Source organism: Imhoffiella purpurea (genome assembly GCF_000585215.1).
GTDB classification, from domain to species: Bacteria; Pseudomonadota; Gammaproteobacteria; order Chromatiales; family Chromatiaceae; genus Imhoffiella; species Imhoffiella purpurea.
The window spans coordinates 24,658-43,179 of the sequence record NZ_AONC01000037.1; the positions used below are offsets into that span (position 1 = coordinate 24,658).

Consider the following 18,522-nt stretch of genomic DNA (forward strand, 5'->3'; position numbering starts at 1 on the left):
CGATGAGCTTGCCGCCGAAATACACCCACATCCTCTACGCCACGGATATCGGCCGCTATACCCGGCCGGTCTTCCGCAATGCGGTCGCCCTGGCCATCGCCACCGGCGCCCGCATCACCATGCTGCACGTGGTCGAGCCGCTGGGGAATACGGGACGCGCCGTGATCGGCGCCTATCTGCCGGACGTGGACGTGCACACGATCGAGCGCGACGCCTTGAAGGAGATCCTGGCGACCATGCACAAGCGTCTGACCAAGTTCTGCGCCGAGGAGATGAGCGCCAACCAGCAGAACGAATCGGAGATCGTCGAGGCACTGGAGGTCGCGACCGGGCTGCCGTCCGAGGAGATCATCCGCACCGCCGAGAACCGGCACGTCGATCTCATCGTCATGGGTACCTGCACCCACTCGCTCATGGGACGCGCGTCGGTCGGGTCGACCGCCCGCAAGGTGATCCAGCACAGCCACATCCCCGTGCTGATCGTGCCGAACCTGGTGCATTGAGGCGACGGTCCGACGGGGGACGATGCCCCGTCGGACCGTCACAGCCGATCGAGATAGCTCGCCCCGCCCAGATTGGCCATCTGCTGCCGGATCCAGTCGGCCCGCTTCAGGACCCATGCACTCGGGCGGTCGACCCGATAGCGGACCGGATTGGGCAAGACGGCGGCAAGCAGGGATGCCTGTCCGGTGCCGATGGCCTGCACCGGCCGGTCGAAATACTGCCAGCTGGCGGCGCCGACGCCGAAGGTATCGGGGCCGAACTGAGCGATGTTGAGATAGACCTCGAGGATGCGCTGCTTCGACCAAAGCGTCTCGACGAGGAAGGTGAGCCAGACCTCCAGCCCCTTGCGAACATAGTCGCGTCCGGACCAGAGGAAGAGGTTCTTGGCCGTCTGCTGGCTGATGGTGCTGGCGCCGCGCAGTCTGCCGCCCGACTCGAAACGCTCCAGCGCGCGACGGATCTCGACCAGATCGAATCCGCGGTGCTGCGGAAAGCGCTGATCCTCGGCCGCCATGACCGCCACGGCCATCTCGGGCGGGATCCGGGACCAGTCGACCCATTCGTGACGGACATGGGCACCTTCGATCAAACCGAGCTTTCCGGCCAACCAATGCTGCAACATGAAGGACGAGGTGGGCGGATCCAGCCAGCGCAACGCCCCGACCGACACCAGCGAAAGGGCCAGGAAGCCACCGGCCAGCCATCCAGTCCACCGCAACAGCTTGCGCAACATGCCTTCACTCCTCGGTTGGCCGATATCGACAGGCGTATGATAGCGGCGAACGCCTGTCCATCAGCTGAACGCCGATTGATCCACCCAGCCGGAAGACAATCGCCCATCCCGCTGATTGCCGACCGCTGGAATCTGGAAGCTCAACGCATGAAACCCGCCAAAGAACCCGTCACCCAAGCCGTTCGCGCCTTGCGCACCGCCAAGATCGCCTTCGAGGGGCATCCCTATACCTATGTCGATGGTGGAGGCACGAGACAGTTCGCCGAGGAGATGGGCGTGGACGAGCATCTGGTGATCAAGACGCTCATCATGGAGGACGACAAGGGCAATCCGATGATCGTGCTGATGCACGGCGATCGCCAGGTCTCGACCCAGTCCCTGGCGCGCGCGATCGGTGTCAAACGCATCGCACCCTGCGATCCCAAGATCGCCGACAAACACTCGGGGTATCAGGTCGGGGGCACCTCGCCCTTCGGCACCAAGCGAGACATGCCCGTCTACTGCGAGCGCGGCATTGCCGATCTGCCGCGCATCTATATCAACGGCGGCAAACGCGGCTACATCATCTCGCTCGATACCCAGGACGCACTGCGTTTGCTGCAGCCCACGCTGGTCGAGATGGCGGCTTGACGCCCTGGAAGTTGGACTCAGGACGCGTCTGGCCGGCCGAGCTGCAGACGGGAGCCGAATCCGACCCTACGCCAGAAACGGCGCAGATGTCGGCGGCCCACCGCCCATTGCTGGCCATCGCATGTCTGAATCTCGAGGACGGAAAGATGCCTTCGCCGCACTTCCACCTCCATGCGGAGCATCCATGCCTCGAGCGCCTCCAGGCCCGAGGCCCAAGCATCGAGATCATGCGCCCGGAGCGCATTCCAGAGACTGTCCCAGAACACCAGTGTTCCGCCTTGCCCCATTACAGGCTCTGGCAACGCCTCCTCCGACCGCATCGTCGTCAGCCCAGCCAGACGCCCCAGGCCGAATAGGAGTGGATGATCGCCGACGACGGCGTCGAGATCGGTCTCGACATGCCCGGGCAGCCGGCCGCCGCCCCAGGTCCAGATGCCGCTGATGCTCGGACGGCCCTGATCCATGCGCGCCTGATTGACCGGATGGGCATGGAAGAGCATCTGGATCTCGTTGAGGAGGCTCGACCAGCGCCTCGATTCGGGCGTCCTGGGGCGTAGCGGATCGAGCGGCTGGCCAAGGAGGCGATGAAGCGGGATCTCGGGGGGAGGCGGCTCGCCTTCGACGCGGAGATACCAGCGAGCCGGTGTCGGCGCGATCAGATGGAGCCCCTCGTCCGCGAAATGGGCGTTGAAACCCTCGATCAAGGCATCGGCCTCGGGCGGAGTCGGCGCGAAGGCTTCGCCGGCGAAGAGCAGCAGGCGATCGCGGTCCGGACGCAAATGGATGGGATCGGCATGCAGCCAATAGGCGTCCGGCTCGACCTCCACGCCCTCACCCAGGAGGGAAATCGGAGCGGACGGCAGATCCCGCTCGTCGGCATGATGCAGGCCGAAGGCGTCGAACAGCAGGGCGAAGGGATCGCGTGGTTCGGCCCCGCTCCGATCGGCGCGTCCCAGCAAACGCTCGATCGCGGCGACGGACGGCATCGGTTGCGGCAGGACCGGCAAGGGACCGAGCAGACCGGGACAGAGGAGTCGGATACTGGCTGAGGCTGTCATTCCGATAAGGGGGTGTCGACCCGCCGAGACCACGCAGGGCGCGCTCAGGATCGGGGAAGTCCCCGAGCCAGATCGGCCTGGATGTCCCCGACGCTCTCGAGCCCGACGGCGACTCGGATCAGGCCGTCGCCGATCCCGGCCGCGGCACGTTCCTCGGGCTTGAGACGCCCATGGGTCGTGCTCCCTGGATGGGTGATGGTGGTCTTGACATCGCCCAGGTTGGCGGTGATGGAGATGAGTCGGGTGGCGTCGATCAGGCTCCAGGCGGCCGGCTTGCCGCCGCGCACGTCGAAGGAGACGATGCCCCCACCGGTCCGCTGCTGGGTCCCGACCAGGGCATGCTGGGGATGATCGGCGAGCCCGGGATAGTAGACCCGCTCCACGGCGGGCTGCTCCAGCAGCCAGATGGCCAGCTTGGCCGCGCGCTCGGAATGGGCCAGCATGCGCAGTTCGAGCGTCTCCAGACCCTTGAGGAAGACCCAGGCGTTGAAGGGACTCATGGTCGGACCGGCGGTACGCAGTACCCCGAAGACCTCCTCGCCCACCAGCTTGCGGTCGCCGACGACCGCGCCGCCGACGCAGCGTCCCTGTCCGTCCAGATATTTGGTCGCCGAATGCACCACCAGGTCCGCCCCCAACTCCAGCGGACGCTGCAGCGCCGGGGTGCAGAAGCAGTTGTCGACCGCGAGCAGACAGCCGTGTCGATGGGCGATCTCGGCCAGACGGGACAGATCGGCCATCTCGGTGAGCGGGTTGGACGGGGTCTCGCAGAAGAAGAGACGGGTGCGCGGATCGACCGCCGCCTCCCAGGCGTCCGGGTCGCTCAGCGGGACATAGTCGGTCTCGATGCCGAAGCGCGCCAGATACTTGTTGAACAGCATGGTGGTGCTGCCGAAGAGACTGCGCGAGGAGAGGATGCGGTCGCCCTGCTTCAGCAGCCCCATGCAGACGGCGAGGATGGCCGACATGCCCGAGGCGGTGGCGACGCAGCTCTCGCCGCCCTCCAGCGCGGCGAGACGCTCCTCGAAGGCCCGCACCGTAGGGTTGGTGAAACGCGAATAGATGTTGCCGGGCACGTCTCCGGCGAAGCGGGCGGCCGCCTCGGCGGCGCTGGAGAAGACGAAGCTGGAGGTGGTGAAAATCGGCTCGGCGTGCTCGCTCTCAGGGGTGCGCAGATGGCCGGTGCGGATGGCGCGAGTGGCGAAGCCGACCTCGGAGCCGGCGATCGCGGGCTCGGAATCCGGCCGGGCCGGATCCGAATCGAATGTCTCAGTAGTCGTTGTGGAGGTCAATGGCGCTCTCGTTGGTCGGAAGCCGCGTCTCCTTGGCGGCATCGTTACGCCGTGCCTCCAATGCCTGGAGATACTCCGGCGTCACATCCCCGGTCACATAGACCCCATCGAAAACGGCCGTGTCGAAGCGCTGCACATGGCTCTTGCCCTTCTTCTGGACCGCCTCGATGAGATCCGGCAGATCCTGGAATATGAGGCCATCGGTGCCCAATTCACGCCCCACCTCCTCCTCGGTGCGCCCCGAGGCGATGAGCTCGCTGGCGGCCGGCATGTCGATGCCATAGACGTTGGGATAACGCACCGGCGGCGCCGCCGAGGCGAAATAGACCCGATTCGCCCCCGCATCGCGGGCCATCTGGATGATCTGCCGCGAGGTGGTGCCGCGCACGATTGAATCGTCGACCAGCAGCACGTTCTTCTTGCGGAACTCCAGATCGATGGCGTTGAGCTTCTGGCGCACCGACTTCTTGCGTACCTTCTGCCCCGGCATGATGAAGGTGCGGCCGATATAGCGATTCTTGATGAAGCCCTCGGCATAGCTGAGACCGAGATGGTTGGCCAGCTGCAGGGCCGCCGTGCGGCTGGTGTCCGGAATGGGGATGACGACGTCGATGTCGTGGCTCGACCATTCGCGCTTGATCTTGGCCGCCAACTTCTTGCCCATGCGCGAGCGCGCCTTGTGCACCGAGATGTTGTCGATGATGGAGTCTGGACGGGCGAAATAGACGAACTCGAAGATGCAGGGCGACAGAGCCGGACTGGCCGCGCACTGACGGGTATGGAGCTCGCCGTCGACCGTGATGAGCACGGCCTCGCCCGGGGCCACGTCGGCGATGATCTGGAAGCCGTTGCTGTCCAGGGCCACGCTCTCCGAGGCGATCATGTATTCGGTGCCCTCGGCGGTCTCGCGCCGGCCGTAGACCAGCGGACGGATGCCGTGGGGATCGCGGAAGCCGAAAACGCCGAAGCCCGGGATCATGGCGACCGCCGCGTAGCCGCCGCGGCAGCGCCGATGCACGCCGGCAACCGCGCGGAAGATATCCTGTTCGTCGATGCGCAACTTGCCCTGGATCTGCAGTTCGTGGGCGAAGATGTTGAGCAGGATCTCGGAGTCGGATTCGGTATTGAGATGACGCAGATCGTCGACGATCAGGTCATGCTTGAGCTCCTCGGCGTTGGTGAGATTACCGTTGTGCGCCAGCACGATGCCGTAGGGCGAGTTGACATAGAAGGGCTGCGACTCGGCCGAGCTGGATGCCCCGGCGGTCGGATAGCGGACGTGCCCGACGCCGATGTTGCCGAGCAGCCGGAGCATGTGACGCGTCTGGAACACGTCGCGGGCCAGACCCTTGTCCTTGCGCAGATGCAGCTTGTCGCCCTCGCAGGTGATGATGCCCGCTGCATCCTGACCCCGGTGCTGGAGCACCAGCAGGGCGTCATAGAGTGATTGATTGACTGGAGTCTTGCCGACGATTCCGACGATACCGCACATGTGGCCCCCGCCAGCGCACGCCCGGAAAGACGAACGCGAACATTTTGAAGCCGACCAGCTTACCTTACGTAGATGGCCCCCATCAACCTGCAAGCAAACCGTCCAAGATCCGAGCCGGCACTCAAAGCGCCTTCAGGCGCGCCTTCACATCCTCGGGTACCCGTTCGAGAAGCCAGTCGGCCATATCCTGGAAATCTCCGAGCAAGCTGGACTCAGCCCAGACCGGATCCGACGGCAAGGGGGTCAGGGCCGCGAGGAAGACGGCCATCGCGACGATCAGAACGCCGCGAGCGGCACCGAAGCCGAGCCCAAGAAAGCGATCGACGCCGTTGAGACCGGCCCTGTCGACCAGAGCGACCAGGATGGCACCCAAGATGGCACCCAAAAAGAGAATCACAACCACCAGCACGGCGAATGCCACCAGCATGCGCAACGCGGGCTGAGAAAGATAGGGAATCAACAGATCCGCCACATCCCGATGGAAGAGCCAGGCGACGAGCAGCGCCAGGATCCAGACCCCGAGCGCCAGCACCTCGCGGATCAGTCCGCGGGCGACACCGACCAGAGCCGAGACGACGATGATGGAGATGATGAGATAGTCGACCCAGTTCATCCTGGCTTCCGATGGATCCTCTGGAGATCAGTTGGACGGATAGCGTTGGATCAGGGTATCGAGCTTTTCCTGCTGACGCAGCATGGCCGCGGTACGCTCGGCATTCGCCCGGTCCAGCTCGGGACCGACGCGCACGCGATAGTAGGTCTTGCCACGCACCTCGGCCCGCTCGACGAAGGCGGAGAAGCCCGATTTCTTGAGCTTGCCGGCCAGCCCCTGGGCCGTCTCGACGGCGCCCAGGCTGGCGACCTGAACGACCCAGGACGGCATACCGTCGCTCGGTCCGCGTGGAGGCGGGGCGATCGGGGCCGCAGGCTTCTGGGTCTGGGGCGAAGACGCAGACCTGACAGCTGGCGCAGGCTTCGGAGAGGACTGGGTCGTGCGGGGCGGCTCTGGCTGCGGCTTCGGCCGAACGGGCTCGGGCGTGCCCTCTGCCAGCTGCCCGGACCCGCCCGCGGTCGGATCGGTTCCACCCTGCTCGGACGGCGCGAGATCCACCGTCAGAGCTTCATCGGGCATCTGACCGTCCTCAGGAAGAAGCGGCAAGGGAGGCGCCACGCCGAAACGGTCCCCGAGATCGGGCTCGTCCGGGATGGTCGTCCGATCCACCGACGGCGCCAGCGAATCCTCTTCGAACAGCATGGGTACGAAGATCACCGCCAAGGCGACGATCACGACCGCGCCCGCCAAACGTCTCTTGGCCCCTTCTCGCATAGATACTCACCCACTTGTCTTGTGCCGTCCCGACCAACCGCATTCTTAGTGCGGATGATCCAGATCTATTCAAGAACGCTTTAGTATAGTCCGTCACGAATCGGCTCAGATACCTGGCCGATACCGCAAAGCCTGACCGACCGTCGTGAAGGAACCCAGTATCAGAACGCTGTCGCCGGTCTCCGAGTCCGCATGGGCCGCATCCAATGCCTGCTCGAGTCGCGCGAAGAGGCCCGCCGGACGCGGCACCGAGGCGGACAGACTCCGGGCCAGCGCGTCGACGGACAGTGCCCGGCCGTCATCGCTCTGCGATAGATACCAGTCGTCGACATGGGGCAGAAGCGGCTCGACGATCGCCTCCGGATCCTTGTCCGAGAGAATGGCGAGCACCGCTCTGACCCGTCCCCCGGACCCGGACTTGAACGCGCGCAGATTGCCGGCGAGGGCACATGCCGCAGGTCCGTTGTGGGCGACGTCGAGAATTCGGGTCACCGTTCCCGGCTGCACCTCGAAGCGTCCGGGGAGACGGGCGCGCTGCAGTCCGGCGCGAATCGCATTCACCGGAAGCGGCAAGCGCCCCTCGATCTCCATCAGGGCGGCGATCGCCGCGGAGGCGTTGTCGAGTTGGAACCTGCCCCGCATCGCTGGCAGCGGCAAGGACAGTCGCCGGCCGCCCGGCCCCTGCCAGATCCATCCGGCGTCGGCGGTCTCGTGGATCAGTTCGCGGCCCATCTGCAAAGGGCGCGCCCCGAGGCGGATCGCCTCCTGGCGCAGGGTTTCGGGGGCGTCCGACTGGCCCAGGATCGCCGCGCGATCTGCACGGAAGATACCGGCCTTTTCGACAGCGATCTCGTCCAGGGTTTCACCGAGCCAAGCGGTGTGATCGCGCCCGATGCTGGTCACCACGGACACGTCCGCATCGAGAAGATTGACAGCGTCCAGTCGCCCCCCGAGGCCCACCTCCAGCACCGCCAGATCGGGGGATTCCCGTACGAAGATGTCCAGCGCCGCCAGGGTGCCGAATTCGAAATAGGTCAGCAGCAGATCGCCGCGCGCGCGGTCGATGCGCTCGAAGCTCTCGCACAGGGACTCGTCCCCGACCGGTTCGCCGTCGATCCGTATGCGCTCGTTGTAGCGCAGCAGATGGGGCGAGGTAAAGGTGCCGCAACGGTATCCGGCCGCGCGCGCGATGGCATCGATCATAGCGACGCAGGATCCCTTGCCGTTGGTCCCGCCGACCGTGACGACCGGGAAGCGCGGAGCGCCGTGACCGAGCCGGCGCCAGACCTCGGCGACCCGCTGAAGACCCAGCTCGATGAGCTTGGGGTTGAGACCGAGCTGCCAGTCGAGCCAGTCCTGCAGCCGATCGAACCGACGCGCGCCCCCCTCTCCGGAGCCCGAGGGATCCGGGATATCCAAGGCTGTCATCCGAACCCCGCTGTCAGACCGGAACGACCGTCCGGCAATAGCGCGGCCGATGCGTGAGGATGGCGAGCAGATCGGCGATACGTTCGCGCAGATCGCGACGGTCGATGATCATGTCCAGGGCGCCCTTCTCCATCAGGAATTCGCTGCGCTGGAAGCCCTCGGGCAGTTTCTCGTGCACGGTCTGCTCGATGACGCGCGGACCGGCGAAACCGATCAAGGCACCCGGCTCGGCGATGTTGATGTCACCGAGCATGGCCAGACTGGCCGAGACCCCGCCCATGGTCGGATCCGTCATCACCGAGACGAAGGGCAGCGAGCGCTCACGCATCTTGGCCAGGGCCGCGCTGGTCTTGGCCATCTGCATCAGCGAGAAGAGGCTCTCCTGCATGCGCGCCCCGCCGCTGGCGGAAAAGCAAACGTAGGGCGAATCCTGCTCCAGCGCCGCCTCGACGCCGCGCACGAAGCGCTCGCCGACCACCGAGCCCATGGAGCCGCCCATGAAGCTGAACTCGAAGGCCGCCGCGACGATGGGCGCATCCTTGAGCCGTCCGCGCATCACCACCATCGCCTCCTTCTCGGAGGACTGCTTTTGCGCCGCCAGGATGCGTTCCTTGTATTTCTTCAGATCCTTGAACTTGAGTGGATCCAGGGATTCGAGCCCGGCGCCGATCTCCTCGCGGCAATCGGGATCGAGGAAGGCCTCCAGACGCCTGCGAGCGGTCAGGCGGTTGTGGTGGCTGCACTTGGGGCAGACCTCCAGGTTCCGCTCCAGCTCGGCGCGGTAGAGGATGGCGTTGCAGCCCGGACACTTGGCCCAGACGCCCTCGGGGACCGCGCGCTTGGTGCTGGACTCGATACGGATACGGCTCGGGATGAGTTTCTCGAACCAGCTCTTACCCTTGTCCATCGCCTGCTTCAATGTGGCACCTGCTTCTGGATCGATCGGCCTGGATTTACTGGATTTAGTCGGAAGTTGAGCCATGCCCCACCCCGTCGGCGGCGTCGACGGCCGCTCTCAGATCGCCGAGAAAGCCGGCGATGGTCTCTGGAATCCGCTCCGGGGTCTCGGCGAGCGACTCGATGCGCCCGACGATGGCGCTGCCGACGATGACGGCATCGGCGACCTTTGCCACCTGGGCGGCCGTCTCCGCATCGCGGATGCCGAAACCGACGCCGACCGGCAGCTGGATCCGCTCGCGGATCTGGCCGACCTTGTCGGCGATGGTGCTCACGTCCAGGTGCGCGGCGCCGGTGACGCCCTTGATCGAGACATAGTAGACGAATCCCGAGGCCACCTGGCCGATCCTGGCGATCCGGCCCGGATTGGAGGTCGGCGCGATCAGGTTGACCAGGTCCAGGCCGCAATCGCGCATCATGGCGATGAGGTCGTGCCCTTCCTCGGGCGGCAGATCGACGATCAGGGCGCCATCGACGCCGGCGGCGCTGGCCTGCTCGGAGAAGGCGGTGTAGCCCATGACCTCGATCGGATTCAGATAGCCCATGAGGACGACCGGCGTCTCCTGGTCTTGGACCCGGAAGTCGCGGACCATCTCCAGCACCCGGCTCAGGGAGACGCCCTGGGCGAGCGCGCGCTCGGTGGCGCGCTGGATCACCGGACCGTCGGCCATGGGATCGGAGAAGGGAACGCCCAGTTCGATCAGATCGGCACCGGCCGCGACCATGGCGTGCATCAGCGGGACCGTGACATCCGGATTCGGATCGCCGGCGGTGACGAAGGGAATGAGGGCAGTACGCCCTCGATCGGCAAGTTGCGAGAAGCGTGCTGCGATACGGCTCATAGGACCAACCCGTCGTGGTGCGCGACCGTGTGCATGTCCTTGTCCCCGCGGCCGGACAGATTGACCAGGACGCTCTGATCCGGACGCATGGTCGCCGCGAGTGTGTGTGCGTAGGCGAGTGCGTGACTGGACTCGAGCGCCGGGATGATGCCCTCGGTCCGCGTCAGATGATGAAAGGCGGCCAGGGCCTCGTCGTCGGTGACGGCATCGTAGGTCGCGCGGCCGCTGTCCTTGAGCCAGGAATGCTCGGGACCCACGCCCGGATAGTCGAGACCGGCCGAGATCGAATGGGTCTCCATGATCTGGCCGTCGTCGTCCTCCATCAGATAGGTGCGGTTGCCGTGCAGCACGCCCGGACGCCCGGCGCTCAGCGGCGCCGCATGACGCCCGGTCTCGAGACCGTCGCCCGCCGCCTCGACGCCGTAGATGGCCACACCCTCATCGCCGATGAAGGGATGGAAGAGTCCCAGGGCATTGGAGCCGCCGCCCACACAAGCGACCAGGGCATCGGGCAGACGCCCGGTGCGCTCGAGCATCTGCGCCCGCGCCTCGCGCCCGATCACCGCCTGGAAATCGCGCACCAGCATGGGATAGGGATGCGGACCCGCGACGGTGCCGATGATGTAGAAGGTATCGTCGACGTTGGTGACCCAGTCGCGCATCGCCTCGTTCATGGCGTCCTTGAGGGTCCGCGAACCGGACTTGACCGAGACCACCTCGGCGCCGAGGAGCCGCATCCGATAGACGTTGGCCTCCTGACGGGCGACGTCGACCTCGCCCATGTAGACGATGCATTCGAGCCCCAGGCGGGCCGCGACGGTTGCGGTAGCGACGCCGTGCTGACCGGCCCCGGTCTCGGCGATGATGCGGGTCTTGCCCATGCGCTTGGCGAGCAGCGCCTGCCCGATGGTGTTGTTGACCTTGTGCGCGCCCGTGTGGTTGAGATCCTCGCGCTTGAGATAGATCTGGGCGCCGCCGAGCTCGCGGCTCCAGCGCTCGGCATGATAGAGGGGCGAGGGACGGCCCACGTAGTCGCGCAGATCGGCGTCCAGCTCGGCCTGGAACTGGGGATCGGCCATGCAGGTCTCGTAGGCCTTGAGCAGCTCCTCGAGCGGATACATGAGGGTCTCGGCGACGAACATCCCGCCGTAGGGGCCGAAATGGCCGTTGGCATCCGGCATCTGGTAGGCCGTATCCCGACCCGTCTCCATGCGCGACGCATGGCTGTTATCGGCGTGTATCGCCATCTCTCACCCCTTGCATGAAAGCATTGATTCTGTTTGGGTCCTTGAGGCCCTTGGCGGCCTCGACGCCGCCGCTGACATCGACGCCATAGGGCCGGACGCGCGCGATCGCCTCGGCCACGTTGTCCGCGTCCAGCCCGCCGGCCAGCACGATGTCGGGCGCGATCTCGGGGGGAATCCGATCCCAGTCGAAGCATCGGCCGGTTCCGCCGGCGCGCGCCGGATCGTAGGCGTCGAGCAGCAGTCCCGCGGAGCCGGCGTAGCGCGCGCGCTCGGCGGCGAGATCGATATCCGGACGCATGCGCAGCGCCTTGATCCAGCGCCGGCCGTAAATGGCGCAGTCGTCCGGGGACTCGTCGCCGTGGAACTGGAGCAGATCCAGCGGCACCCGGTCCAGGGTCGCACGCACGCTCTCGGGCGCGGCATCGACGAAGAGACCGACCGCCGTGACGAAGGGCGGCAGCCCGGCGCACAGCTGCGCGGCCTGTTCCGGCGTCACCGCGCGCGGGCTCGGGGGATAGAAGACGAAGCCGAGCGCATCGGCACCCGCGGCGACGGCCGCCTCCACATCGGGGGCGCGAGTCAAGCCGCAAATCTTAACCCGGGTTCGGATCATCTGCGAAGATTCGTATGTTGTCTCTCGTGCGAGAGTCGTGGTTCGTGCGAAGGGTGAACATCGGAAAGGATTCGATATCGAGCGCGGATCGGCCGTCAATCGTCCGACAGACGCTGCAATGGATCGGTCTTCTCGACCTGAGGGAGCGCGAAACGCTCCGGATAGTCGGCCCGGACGAAATAGAGCCCGTGCGGCGGCGCGGTCACACCGCCCAGGGTGCGGTCGCGCACCTCGAGCAGTTCCCGGGTCCAGGTCACGGGCGCCTCGGAACGGCCGACGGCGATGAGCACCCCGGCGATGTTGCGCACCATGTGATGCAGGAAGCCGTTGGCCCCCACACGCAACGTGATGAGCCCCTCCTCGTCCTCGACGACGTCCAGGTAATGGACGCGACGGACCGGGCTCTTGGCCTGGCAGGCGACGGCGCGAAAGCTCGTGAAGTCGTGCTCGCCGACCAGGAACCGGGCGGCCTCGCGCATCCGCTCCAGATCCAGCGCCTCGTGCACCCAGACGGCGCGCGAGCGATAGAGCGCCGAACGCGTCCGGCGCACCTGGATCCGATAGCGATAGTGTCGCGCGACCGCGCTGAAGCGGGCATGGAAGTCGTCCGGCACCGGATGCGCCCATCGTACCGCCACGTCCGGAGGCAGGTTCACATTGGCCCCCAAGACCCAGGAGCGCTCGCTGCGCGCCGCGGTCGTCTCGAAATGCAGGACCTGCTCCAGACCGTGCACGCCCGTATCGGTACGGCCGGCACAGTGCACGCCCAGCGGATGATTGGCGACCCTGGAGATCGCCTCCTCGAGGACGGCCTGAACGGTCCGGACCCCCGACTGGATCTGCCAGCCGTGAAAATCCGTTCCGTCGTACTCGACGCCCATGGCGATCCGACCCGAGATCAAGGTGTGCCGACCCCGAGCGCCGGGCAAGAATGGCGATAAGACTGCGAACCGCTCACTTAGCCCAGCTTGCTCAGCATTTCCTGCGCCTCGCTGCGCTGCTCTTCGCGACCCTCCGCGACCACCTCCTCGAGAATTTCTCGTGCCGCCTCGGCGTCATCCATCTCGATATAGGCGCGGGCAAGATCCAGCTTGGTCGCGGTCTCGTCCCAGATACCCGAATCCATCTGCCATTGCGAGGACAGGAGATCCGTGGGCACGCTTTCCTGATCGGACGAATCGATCGTATCGATCACCGGCGCAGACAGGTCCCGCTCTCCCTTGGGTCCGGTCGGACGCGCGCCTTCCGCCTCGTTGCGGGCCAGGGTCGGGTCGTCCATGGCGCCCGAATCGAAGATGGAATCCAGGTCGTCCACCACCTCGACACGCCGGTCGTCCAGGGACAGAACCATTTCCGACTCGATCTGGACCGAGTCCTGCCGCTGTTTTTCCGAGGTGAAGCCGCCCTCGTCGGAAACGGCCACGGTCGGCGCAGCTCCGAAGGAATCATGATCTGAGTCCAACCCGAAACCGGCTCTCGGCTCGTCCGCAAGATCCTCCAGCAGCTCGTCACTGATCTTGAGCGGGGCGCCATCCTCGAGATCGAGATCGAACTCGACCTCCTCTTCGTCGAGCCTCGGTCCGCCCGCCAAGTCGGAGGACGCCTTCTGCAGGTCGCTGATATCGAGCGAAAAGGAATCGTCGGCGTCGAACTCCATGGAGTCTACCGAACCGCTTGCGCTGGACGCAGCGGCAGCCCCCCTCGGAGAGTCCCGCCTGGTCTCGTCCTCGGCGTCGCCGCTCTTCTCCAGCAGACGCTCCTTCAATTCCTGAAGTCGCCGCCACATGGCCGGGTCGGCACGATCGGCCCCGCTCGACTCGATCTCTGCGAGCATCCCGTTGAGCGCGTCCATATCCTTGGCGCCGGCATAGACCTCGGCCAGCTTGTACTTGATATCGATGCGTTCCGGGGTGCGCTTGAGCTCGGCGCGCAGGAGATCCTGTGCCTCGCTGTGCCTGCCGTAGGCGATATAGATGTCCGCCTCGGACAGAATATCGGCCTCGTCGGTCTCGGCGTCGAAATTGCTCAGAGACGACATGAGCGGCAAGCCGGTCTCCTCGACCTTATCTTCGGTTCTGTTCGACGAGGTCTGGACTGCGGGGGCCGACGTTTCCTGTCTCTTCTCCAGATCGACCGCGGGGGAAGCGGTCGTCGATACATCCTTCTCGGATACATCCATGGACCGTGGTTCGGTGGTCTCGTCGAGCGGCCCGAACAGCAGATCCTTGTCGTGCTCGACCTCATCCGCGTCTTCCGATGCCTCCTCGCGCCGCTTGCGTCTCAGACTGATCCAGGAGAAGAGCAGTATTCCGATTGCCGTCACGCTGGCCAGACCCGCGAGCGGGAGCAGCAACGAATCCCAGGTGGACGGAGGCGGCTCCTCGACGGGCGGAGCGGATGGTGGAACCTGTGCCGGTTTGGGCGGCTCCGCAACCGGCGGTTCCACAGCCGGTTCGGTTTCCGGCGGCTCTTCGGGGACTGGAACGGGCAAGGGCAGCGGAACCAGGCCCGACGAGTCCTCTGCCGTAACGTCCGAAACCTCTTCGAGCGTTGCAGCGGCATCCGGTGGCGGCAGCATGGTCTCTGCCTCGGGAGAGACATCGCCCTCGGACGTCCGAGCCAGCTCGCCCGGAGGAGACTCCAGGCTCTCGGCAGCGGTCTGCCGGCCGGCGTCTTCGTCGGGAAGCGGAGGCTCCTGGGTCTCAGGGGGCTGCTCCAGGGTATCGAGCAAGGGCGGAGCCTGATCGCCGAGCACTCCAGGCGCGGCCATCTGGCTCTGGATTCGGGCCAACTCGGCATTGCGTAGCTGCAGGATATCCTGAATTCCGGACAGCTGCGTCTCGAGTTCCCTGATCCGATCCCTCAGCTCGAGCGTCTCCTGACGCGTGCTCTCGCTGGTCTCGAGCGCGCGCAGCACATCCTGTTCGACGGCCGGCGCGGGAACGGCCGACCGCGTCGTGGACGGAATGGCACCGTTAGCGGTCGAAGCATCGACAGCGGCGGTACGCTGCGCCGAACCGGCGATCCGAAGACGCGCATCCAGAGCGCCTGGCGGAATATCCGTGATCGGAGAGCGGCGCACCGCCCTGCCACGCAGGGCATCGGCATATTCCCGCTCGGCCTGGGTCGCATCGAGCGCGAAAAGCTCCTCGCCCGTGGGGATGACCAGCGTCCTGCCGACACGCAGACGATCGATATCGCCCCGAATGAAGGCATCCTGATTGTTGCGGTACAGAGCCATGGCCGTCTGGGCCACGGTCGCCCCTGACGGGGCATTTTCGCTGGCGACCCTCCACAAACCCTTTCCGGGTCTGATGGGACCGACATAGACGGGAAAGCCATCGCCAGGTGCCGGGATATAGCGGGAGGAGGAAGCGGTCGAGCGTGATCGAGCCTCGGCGGGGCGGCCGGCACGCGCCGAATTGGCACGCGCGTTCGCGATCGCTGGCGCGCCGCGATCGGCCAGAACCGGCGGATCCAGCAGGACCGTATATTCCTTGAGCAGCTTGCCGGACGACCAGACGACCTCGACCAGGAAATCCATGTAGGGCTCGCGAATGGGCTCGCGACTGGATACCCGCAGCACGACCCGGCCATCCGGGGTCACCTCGGGGACGAAGGTCAGCTTGGTGAGATAGTAATAACGCTCGATCCCCGCCTTTTCGAAGGCCGCCGTCGAAGCCAGGGACGCCTTGATGGCGTCCAGCTCATCCGGCTTGGCATCCTCGAGGCCGATTTCGCCGAGGAAAGGCTGATTGAGGACCGATTGGGTATTCAATCCCCCGAGCCCGAGGGCGGAGGCATCGGTGCCGGCCAGAACCATGGTCATGGTCGACGCTAGAATGAGCTTGCGAGACATCCTCCTCCCTCGTGCACCAAGCAACGGCGAACGTCCAGTGACAAGACTCGGAAGACGAGCCCGTGACCGGCCTGACTTCCTCGTCGCGGATCGCGTTAGCAGTCGTCCGATTGGAGCCGACAGTCACAATACCGCCCACCTGGATCCTTAGGAGGACCGATACTCGATCCTGTCCAGGCCCCAGAACTGTCAGCCAAGCGGTCTCTCTATCGGATGCAAGAAACCCTGAACACGGGCAGACTATATCTGATTAGCCATCCTGAACCAAGAAGATCCAGGCCGTGATCGAGGGAGCCGGCCTCATGCCTCGGCCAGGATCGCCAGCATCCGCCGCAAGGGCTCCGCCGCGCCCCAAAGCAGCTGGTCGCCCACGGTGAAGGCCGAGAGATAGCGGTCGCCCAGATTCATCTTGCGCAGACGGCCGACCGGAACGCCGAGCGTGCCGGTCACGACGGCCGGCGACAGTTCGCGGATGCTGAGATCGCGGTCGTTGGGGACGAGCTTCACCCAGTCGTTCGCACCGGCGACGATGCGCTCGACCTCGGCGATGGAGACGTCGCGCGCCAGCTTGATGGTCAGCCCCTGGCTGTGGCAGCGCATGGCGCCGATGCGCACGCAGGTACCGTCGATCGGGACGGGCCGCTCGCTCAGACCCAGGATCTTGTTGGTCTCGGCCTGACCCTTCCATTCCTCGCGGCTCTGGCCGTTGTCGAGCTGGGTGTCGATCCAGGGGATGAGGCTGCCGGCGAGCGGGGCGCCGAAATTCGCGGTCGGAAACTCTGAGCCGCGCATCGCCGAGGTCACCCGGCGATCGATCTCCAGAATCGCCGACCCCGGATCCTTCAGCAGAGGTTCCACGGCAGCGTGCAAAACGCCCATCTGGGACAGCAGCTCGCGCATGTTCTTGGCGCCGGCACCGGAGGCGGCCTGATAGGTCATGGCGGTCACCCACTCCACGAGCCCCTCGCGGAAGAGCCCGCCGATGGCCATCAGCATCAGGCTCACGGTGCAGTTGCCGCCGATGAAGTCGCGCCGCCCGGCATCCAACGCCGCATCGATCACGCCCCGGTTCACCGGATCCAGGACGATGGTCGACTCGGGGGCCATGCGCAGCGAGGAGGCGGCATCGATCCAGTAGCCGTCCCAGCCGCTCGCGCGCAGCTTGGGATGCACCGACTTGGTGTAGTCGCCGCCCTGACAGGTGACGATCACGTCCATCTCGCGCAGCGCATCCAGCGCCTTCGCGTCCTCGAGCGGACGGGAGCCGCGCCCGACGTCCGGACCCGGCTGCCCGACCTGCGAGGTGGTGAAGAAGACGGGCTCGTCGATCCAGGTGAAATCATTCTCCGCGCGCATCCGGTCCATGAGGACCGAACCCACCATGCCACGCCAACCGACGAAACCGACCCGCTTCATCACACTACCCCGTCAACTTCGATCTGATTGAATCACTCGCCCGCGAGCGCCGCGACGACCGCGTCGCCCATCTCGACGGTGCCCACCTGACGCATGCCCTCGGACATGATGTCGCCGGTACGCAGCCCCTGATCCAGCACCTTGGAGACAGCCGCCTCGATCCGGTCGGCCGCACCGGCCGCATCCAGCGAGTAGCGAAGCATCATGGCGACCGACAGGATGGTGGCCAGCGGATTGGCGACGCCGCGCCCGGCGATGTCCGGAGCCGAACCGTGGATGGGCTCGTACATGCCCTGCCCCTCGGCGTTGAGGGACGCCGACGGCAGCATGCCGATGGAGCCGGTCAGCATGGCGGCGCAGTCCGAGAGGATGTCGCCGAACATATTGGTGGTGACCATGACGTCGAACTGCTTGGGCGCGCGCACCAGCTGCATGGACGCATTGTCGACGTACAGGTGACTGAGCTCGATCTCGGGATAGTCGGCCGCGGTCTTGATGGCGACCTCGCGCCACATCTCGGTGGATTCGAGCACGTTCGCCTTGTCGACCGAGCAGACCTTCTTGCCGCGCTTCATGGCGATGTCGTAGGCGACGCGACAGATGCGCTCGACCTCGGACTCGGTGTAGACCAGGGTGTTGAATCCCCGACGCTCGCCGGAGGGCAGGGTCTCGATGCCGCGCGGCTGACCGAAATAGATGCCGCCGGTCAGCTCGCGGACGATCATGATGTCCAGACCCGAGACGATCTCGGGCTTGAGGGTCGAGGCACCGGCGAGCTGCGGATAGAGGATCGCCGGGCGCAGGTTGGCGAACAGACCCAGACCGGCGCGCATGCCGAGCAGCCCCTTCTCGGGACGCTTGGAGATGTGCAGCGGCTCCCACTTGGGACCGCCGACGGCGCCGAGCAGCACGGCGTCGGACGCCTTGGCCGCGGCCAGGGTCTCCTCGGGCAGCGGATCGCCGACCGCGTCGTAGGCCGCGCCGCCGATCAGCCCCTCTTCGAGGCTGATGTCGATGCTGCCGTCGGCCTGCAGGGCCTGAAGCACCTTGAGTGCCTCGGCGACGATCTCCGGGCCGATACCGTCACCGGCGACGACCAGAATCTTCTTGCTCAAATCTCGATC

17 protein-coding genes are annotated in these 18,522 nt (G+C 65.8%); 2 read left to right on the plus strand and 15 right to left on the minus strand.

Annotated features, from left to right (window positions below):
- Window positions 1–2: 2 nt before the first annotated feature.
- On the plus strand, window positions 3–503 hold the full coding sequence (locus D779_RS12270) for a universal stress protein (protein ID WP_043754440.1): 501 nt from the start codon (window positions 3–5) through the stop codon (window positions 501–503).
- A 38-nt stretch (window positions 504–541) separates the two neighbouring features.
- Here the strand turns inward: D779_RS12270 and mtgA are convergent, their stop codons facing one another.
- Window positions 542–1,237 (minus strand): monofunctional biosynthetic peptidoglycan transglycosylase, encoded by a 696-nt coding sequence (gene mtgA / locus D779_RS12275; protein ID WP_043754442.1) that lies wholly within the window; start codon window positions 1,235–1,237, stop codon window positions 542–544.
- Between the two features lie 147 nt (window positions 1,238–1,384).
- Here mtgA and ybaK point away from each other — a divergent pair, with 147 nt between their 5' ends.
- Window positions 1,385–1,867 carry a Cys-tRNA(Pro) deacylase gene (gene ybaK, locus D779_RS12280; protein ID WP_043754445.1) on the plus strand — a complete coding sequence of 161 codons (483 nt, stop codon included), beginning with the start codon at window positions 1,385–1,387 and terminating at the stop codon, window positions 1,865–1,867.
- Between the two features lie 17 nt (window positions 1,868–1,884).
- Here ybaK and D779_RS12285 read toward each other — a convergent pair whose 3' ends face one another.
- From D779_RS12285 to leuB, 14 genes are all read right to left on the minus strand, one after another.
- Window positions 1,885–2,925: a phosphoglycerate mutase gene (locus tag D779_RS12285; RefSeq protein ID WP_157726392.1), complete on the minus strand. Its 1,041-nt coding sequence runs from the start codon at window positions 2,923–2,925 to the stop codon at window positions 1,885–1,887.
- A gap of 44 nt (window positions 2,926–2,969) precedes the next feature.
- Complete coding sequence (locus D779_RS12290) at window positions 2,970–4,217, minus strand: O-succinylhomoserine sulfhydrylase (RefSeq protein ID WP_408606012.1); 1,248 nt, start codon at window positions 4,215–4,217, stop codon at window positions 2,970–2,972.
- Entirely contained in the window at window positions 4,195–5,709 is a 1,515-nt protein-coding gene (purF, locus tag D779_RS12295) for an amidophosphoribosyltransferase (protein WP_043754448.1), read from the minus strand. Before purF ends, D779_RS12290 begins: the two co-directional genes overlap by 23 nt.
- A gap of 121 nt (window positions 5,710–5,830) precedes the next feature.
- Window positions 5,831–6,322, minus strand: coding sequence for a CvpA family protein (locus D779_RS12300; RefSeq protein WP_043754452.1), 492 nt, complete (start codon window positions 6,320–6,322; stop codon window positions 5,831–5,833).
- A gap of 27 nt (window positions 6,323–6,349) precedes the next feature.
- Window positions 6,350–7,036 (minus strand): SPOR domain-containing protein, encoded by a 687-nt coding sequence (locus tag D779_RS21140; RefSeq protein WP_081763490.1) that lies wholly within the window; start codon window positions 7,034–7,036, stop codon window positions 6,350–6,352.
- Window positions 7,037–7,141: 105 nt separating this feature from the next.
- Window positions 7,142–8,464, minus strand: a complete 1,323-nt coding sequence (folC, locus tag D779_RS12310; RefSeq protein WP_052348093.1) for a bifunctional tetrahydrofolate synthase/dihydrofolate synthase — start codon at window positions 8,462–8,464, stop codon at window positions 7,142–7,144.
- Between the two features lie 13 nt (window positions 8,465–8,477).
- The gene (gene accD, locus D779_RS12315) at window positions 8,478–9,371 is read right to left on the minus strand and encodes an acetyl-CoA carboxylase, carboxyltransferase subunit beta (RefSeq protein WP_043754557.1); all 894 of its coding nucleotides are present in this window, start codon (window positions 9,369–9,371) and stop codon (window positions 8,478–8,480) included.
- Window positions 9,372–9,426: 55 nt separating this feature from the next.
- The gene (gene trpA, locus D779_RS12320; protein WP_043754455.1) at window positions 9,427–10,263 is read right to left on the minus strand and encodes a tryptophan synthase subunit alpha; all 837 of its coding nucleotides are present in this window, start codon (window positions 10,261–10,263) and stop codon (window positions 9,427–9,429) included.
- Window positions 10,260–11,510 carry a tryptophan synthase subunit beta gene (gene trpB / locus D779_RS12325; RefSeq protein ID WP_043754458.1) on the minus strand — a complete coding sequence of 417 codons (1,251 nt, stop codon included), beginning with the start codon at window positions 11,508–11,510 and terminating at the stop codon, window positions 10,260–10,262. Before trpB ends, trpA begins: the two co-directional genes overlap by 4 nt.
- Entirely contained in the window at window positions 11,491–12,120 is a 630-nt protein-coding gene (locus D779_RS12330) for a phosphoribosylanthranilate isomerase (RefSeq protein ID WP_043754558.1), read from the minus strand. Before D779_RS12330 ends, trpB begins: the two co-directional genes overlap by 20 nt.
- 98 nt (window positions 12,121–12,218) lie before the next feature.
- Complete coding sequence (truA, locus tag D779_RS12335) at window positions 12,219–13,004, minus strand: tRNA pseudouridine(38-40) synthase TruA (protein ID WP_043754560.1); 786 nt, start codon at window positions 13,002–13,004, stop codon at window positions 12,219–12,221.
- Window positions 13,005–13,081: 77 nt separating this feature from the next.
- A complete protein-coding gene (locus D779_RS12340; protein WP_081763492.1) occupies window positions 13,082–15,982 on the minus strand; it encodes a FimV/HubP family polar landmark protein in 2,901 nt (966 codons plus the stop codon).
- 300 nt (window positions 15,983–16,282) lie between these two features.
- Complete coding sequence (gene asd, locus D779_RS12345; protein ID WP_043754462.1) at window positions 16,283–17,398, minus strand: aspartate-semialdehyde dehydrogenase; 1,116 nt, start codon at window positions 17,396–17,398, stop codon at window positions 16,283–16,285.
- 32 nt (window positions 17,399–17,430) lie between these two features.
- Window positions 17,431–18,513: a 3-isopropylmalate dehydrogenase gene (gene leuB, locus D779_RS12350; RefSeq protein WP_043754465.1), complete on the minus strand. Its 1,083-nt coding sequence runs from the start codon at window positions 18,511–18,513 to the stop codon at window positions 17,431–17,433.
- Window positions 18,514–18,522 lie beyond the last annotated feature (9 nt).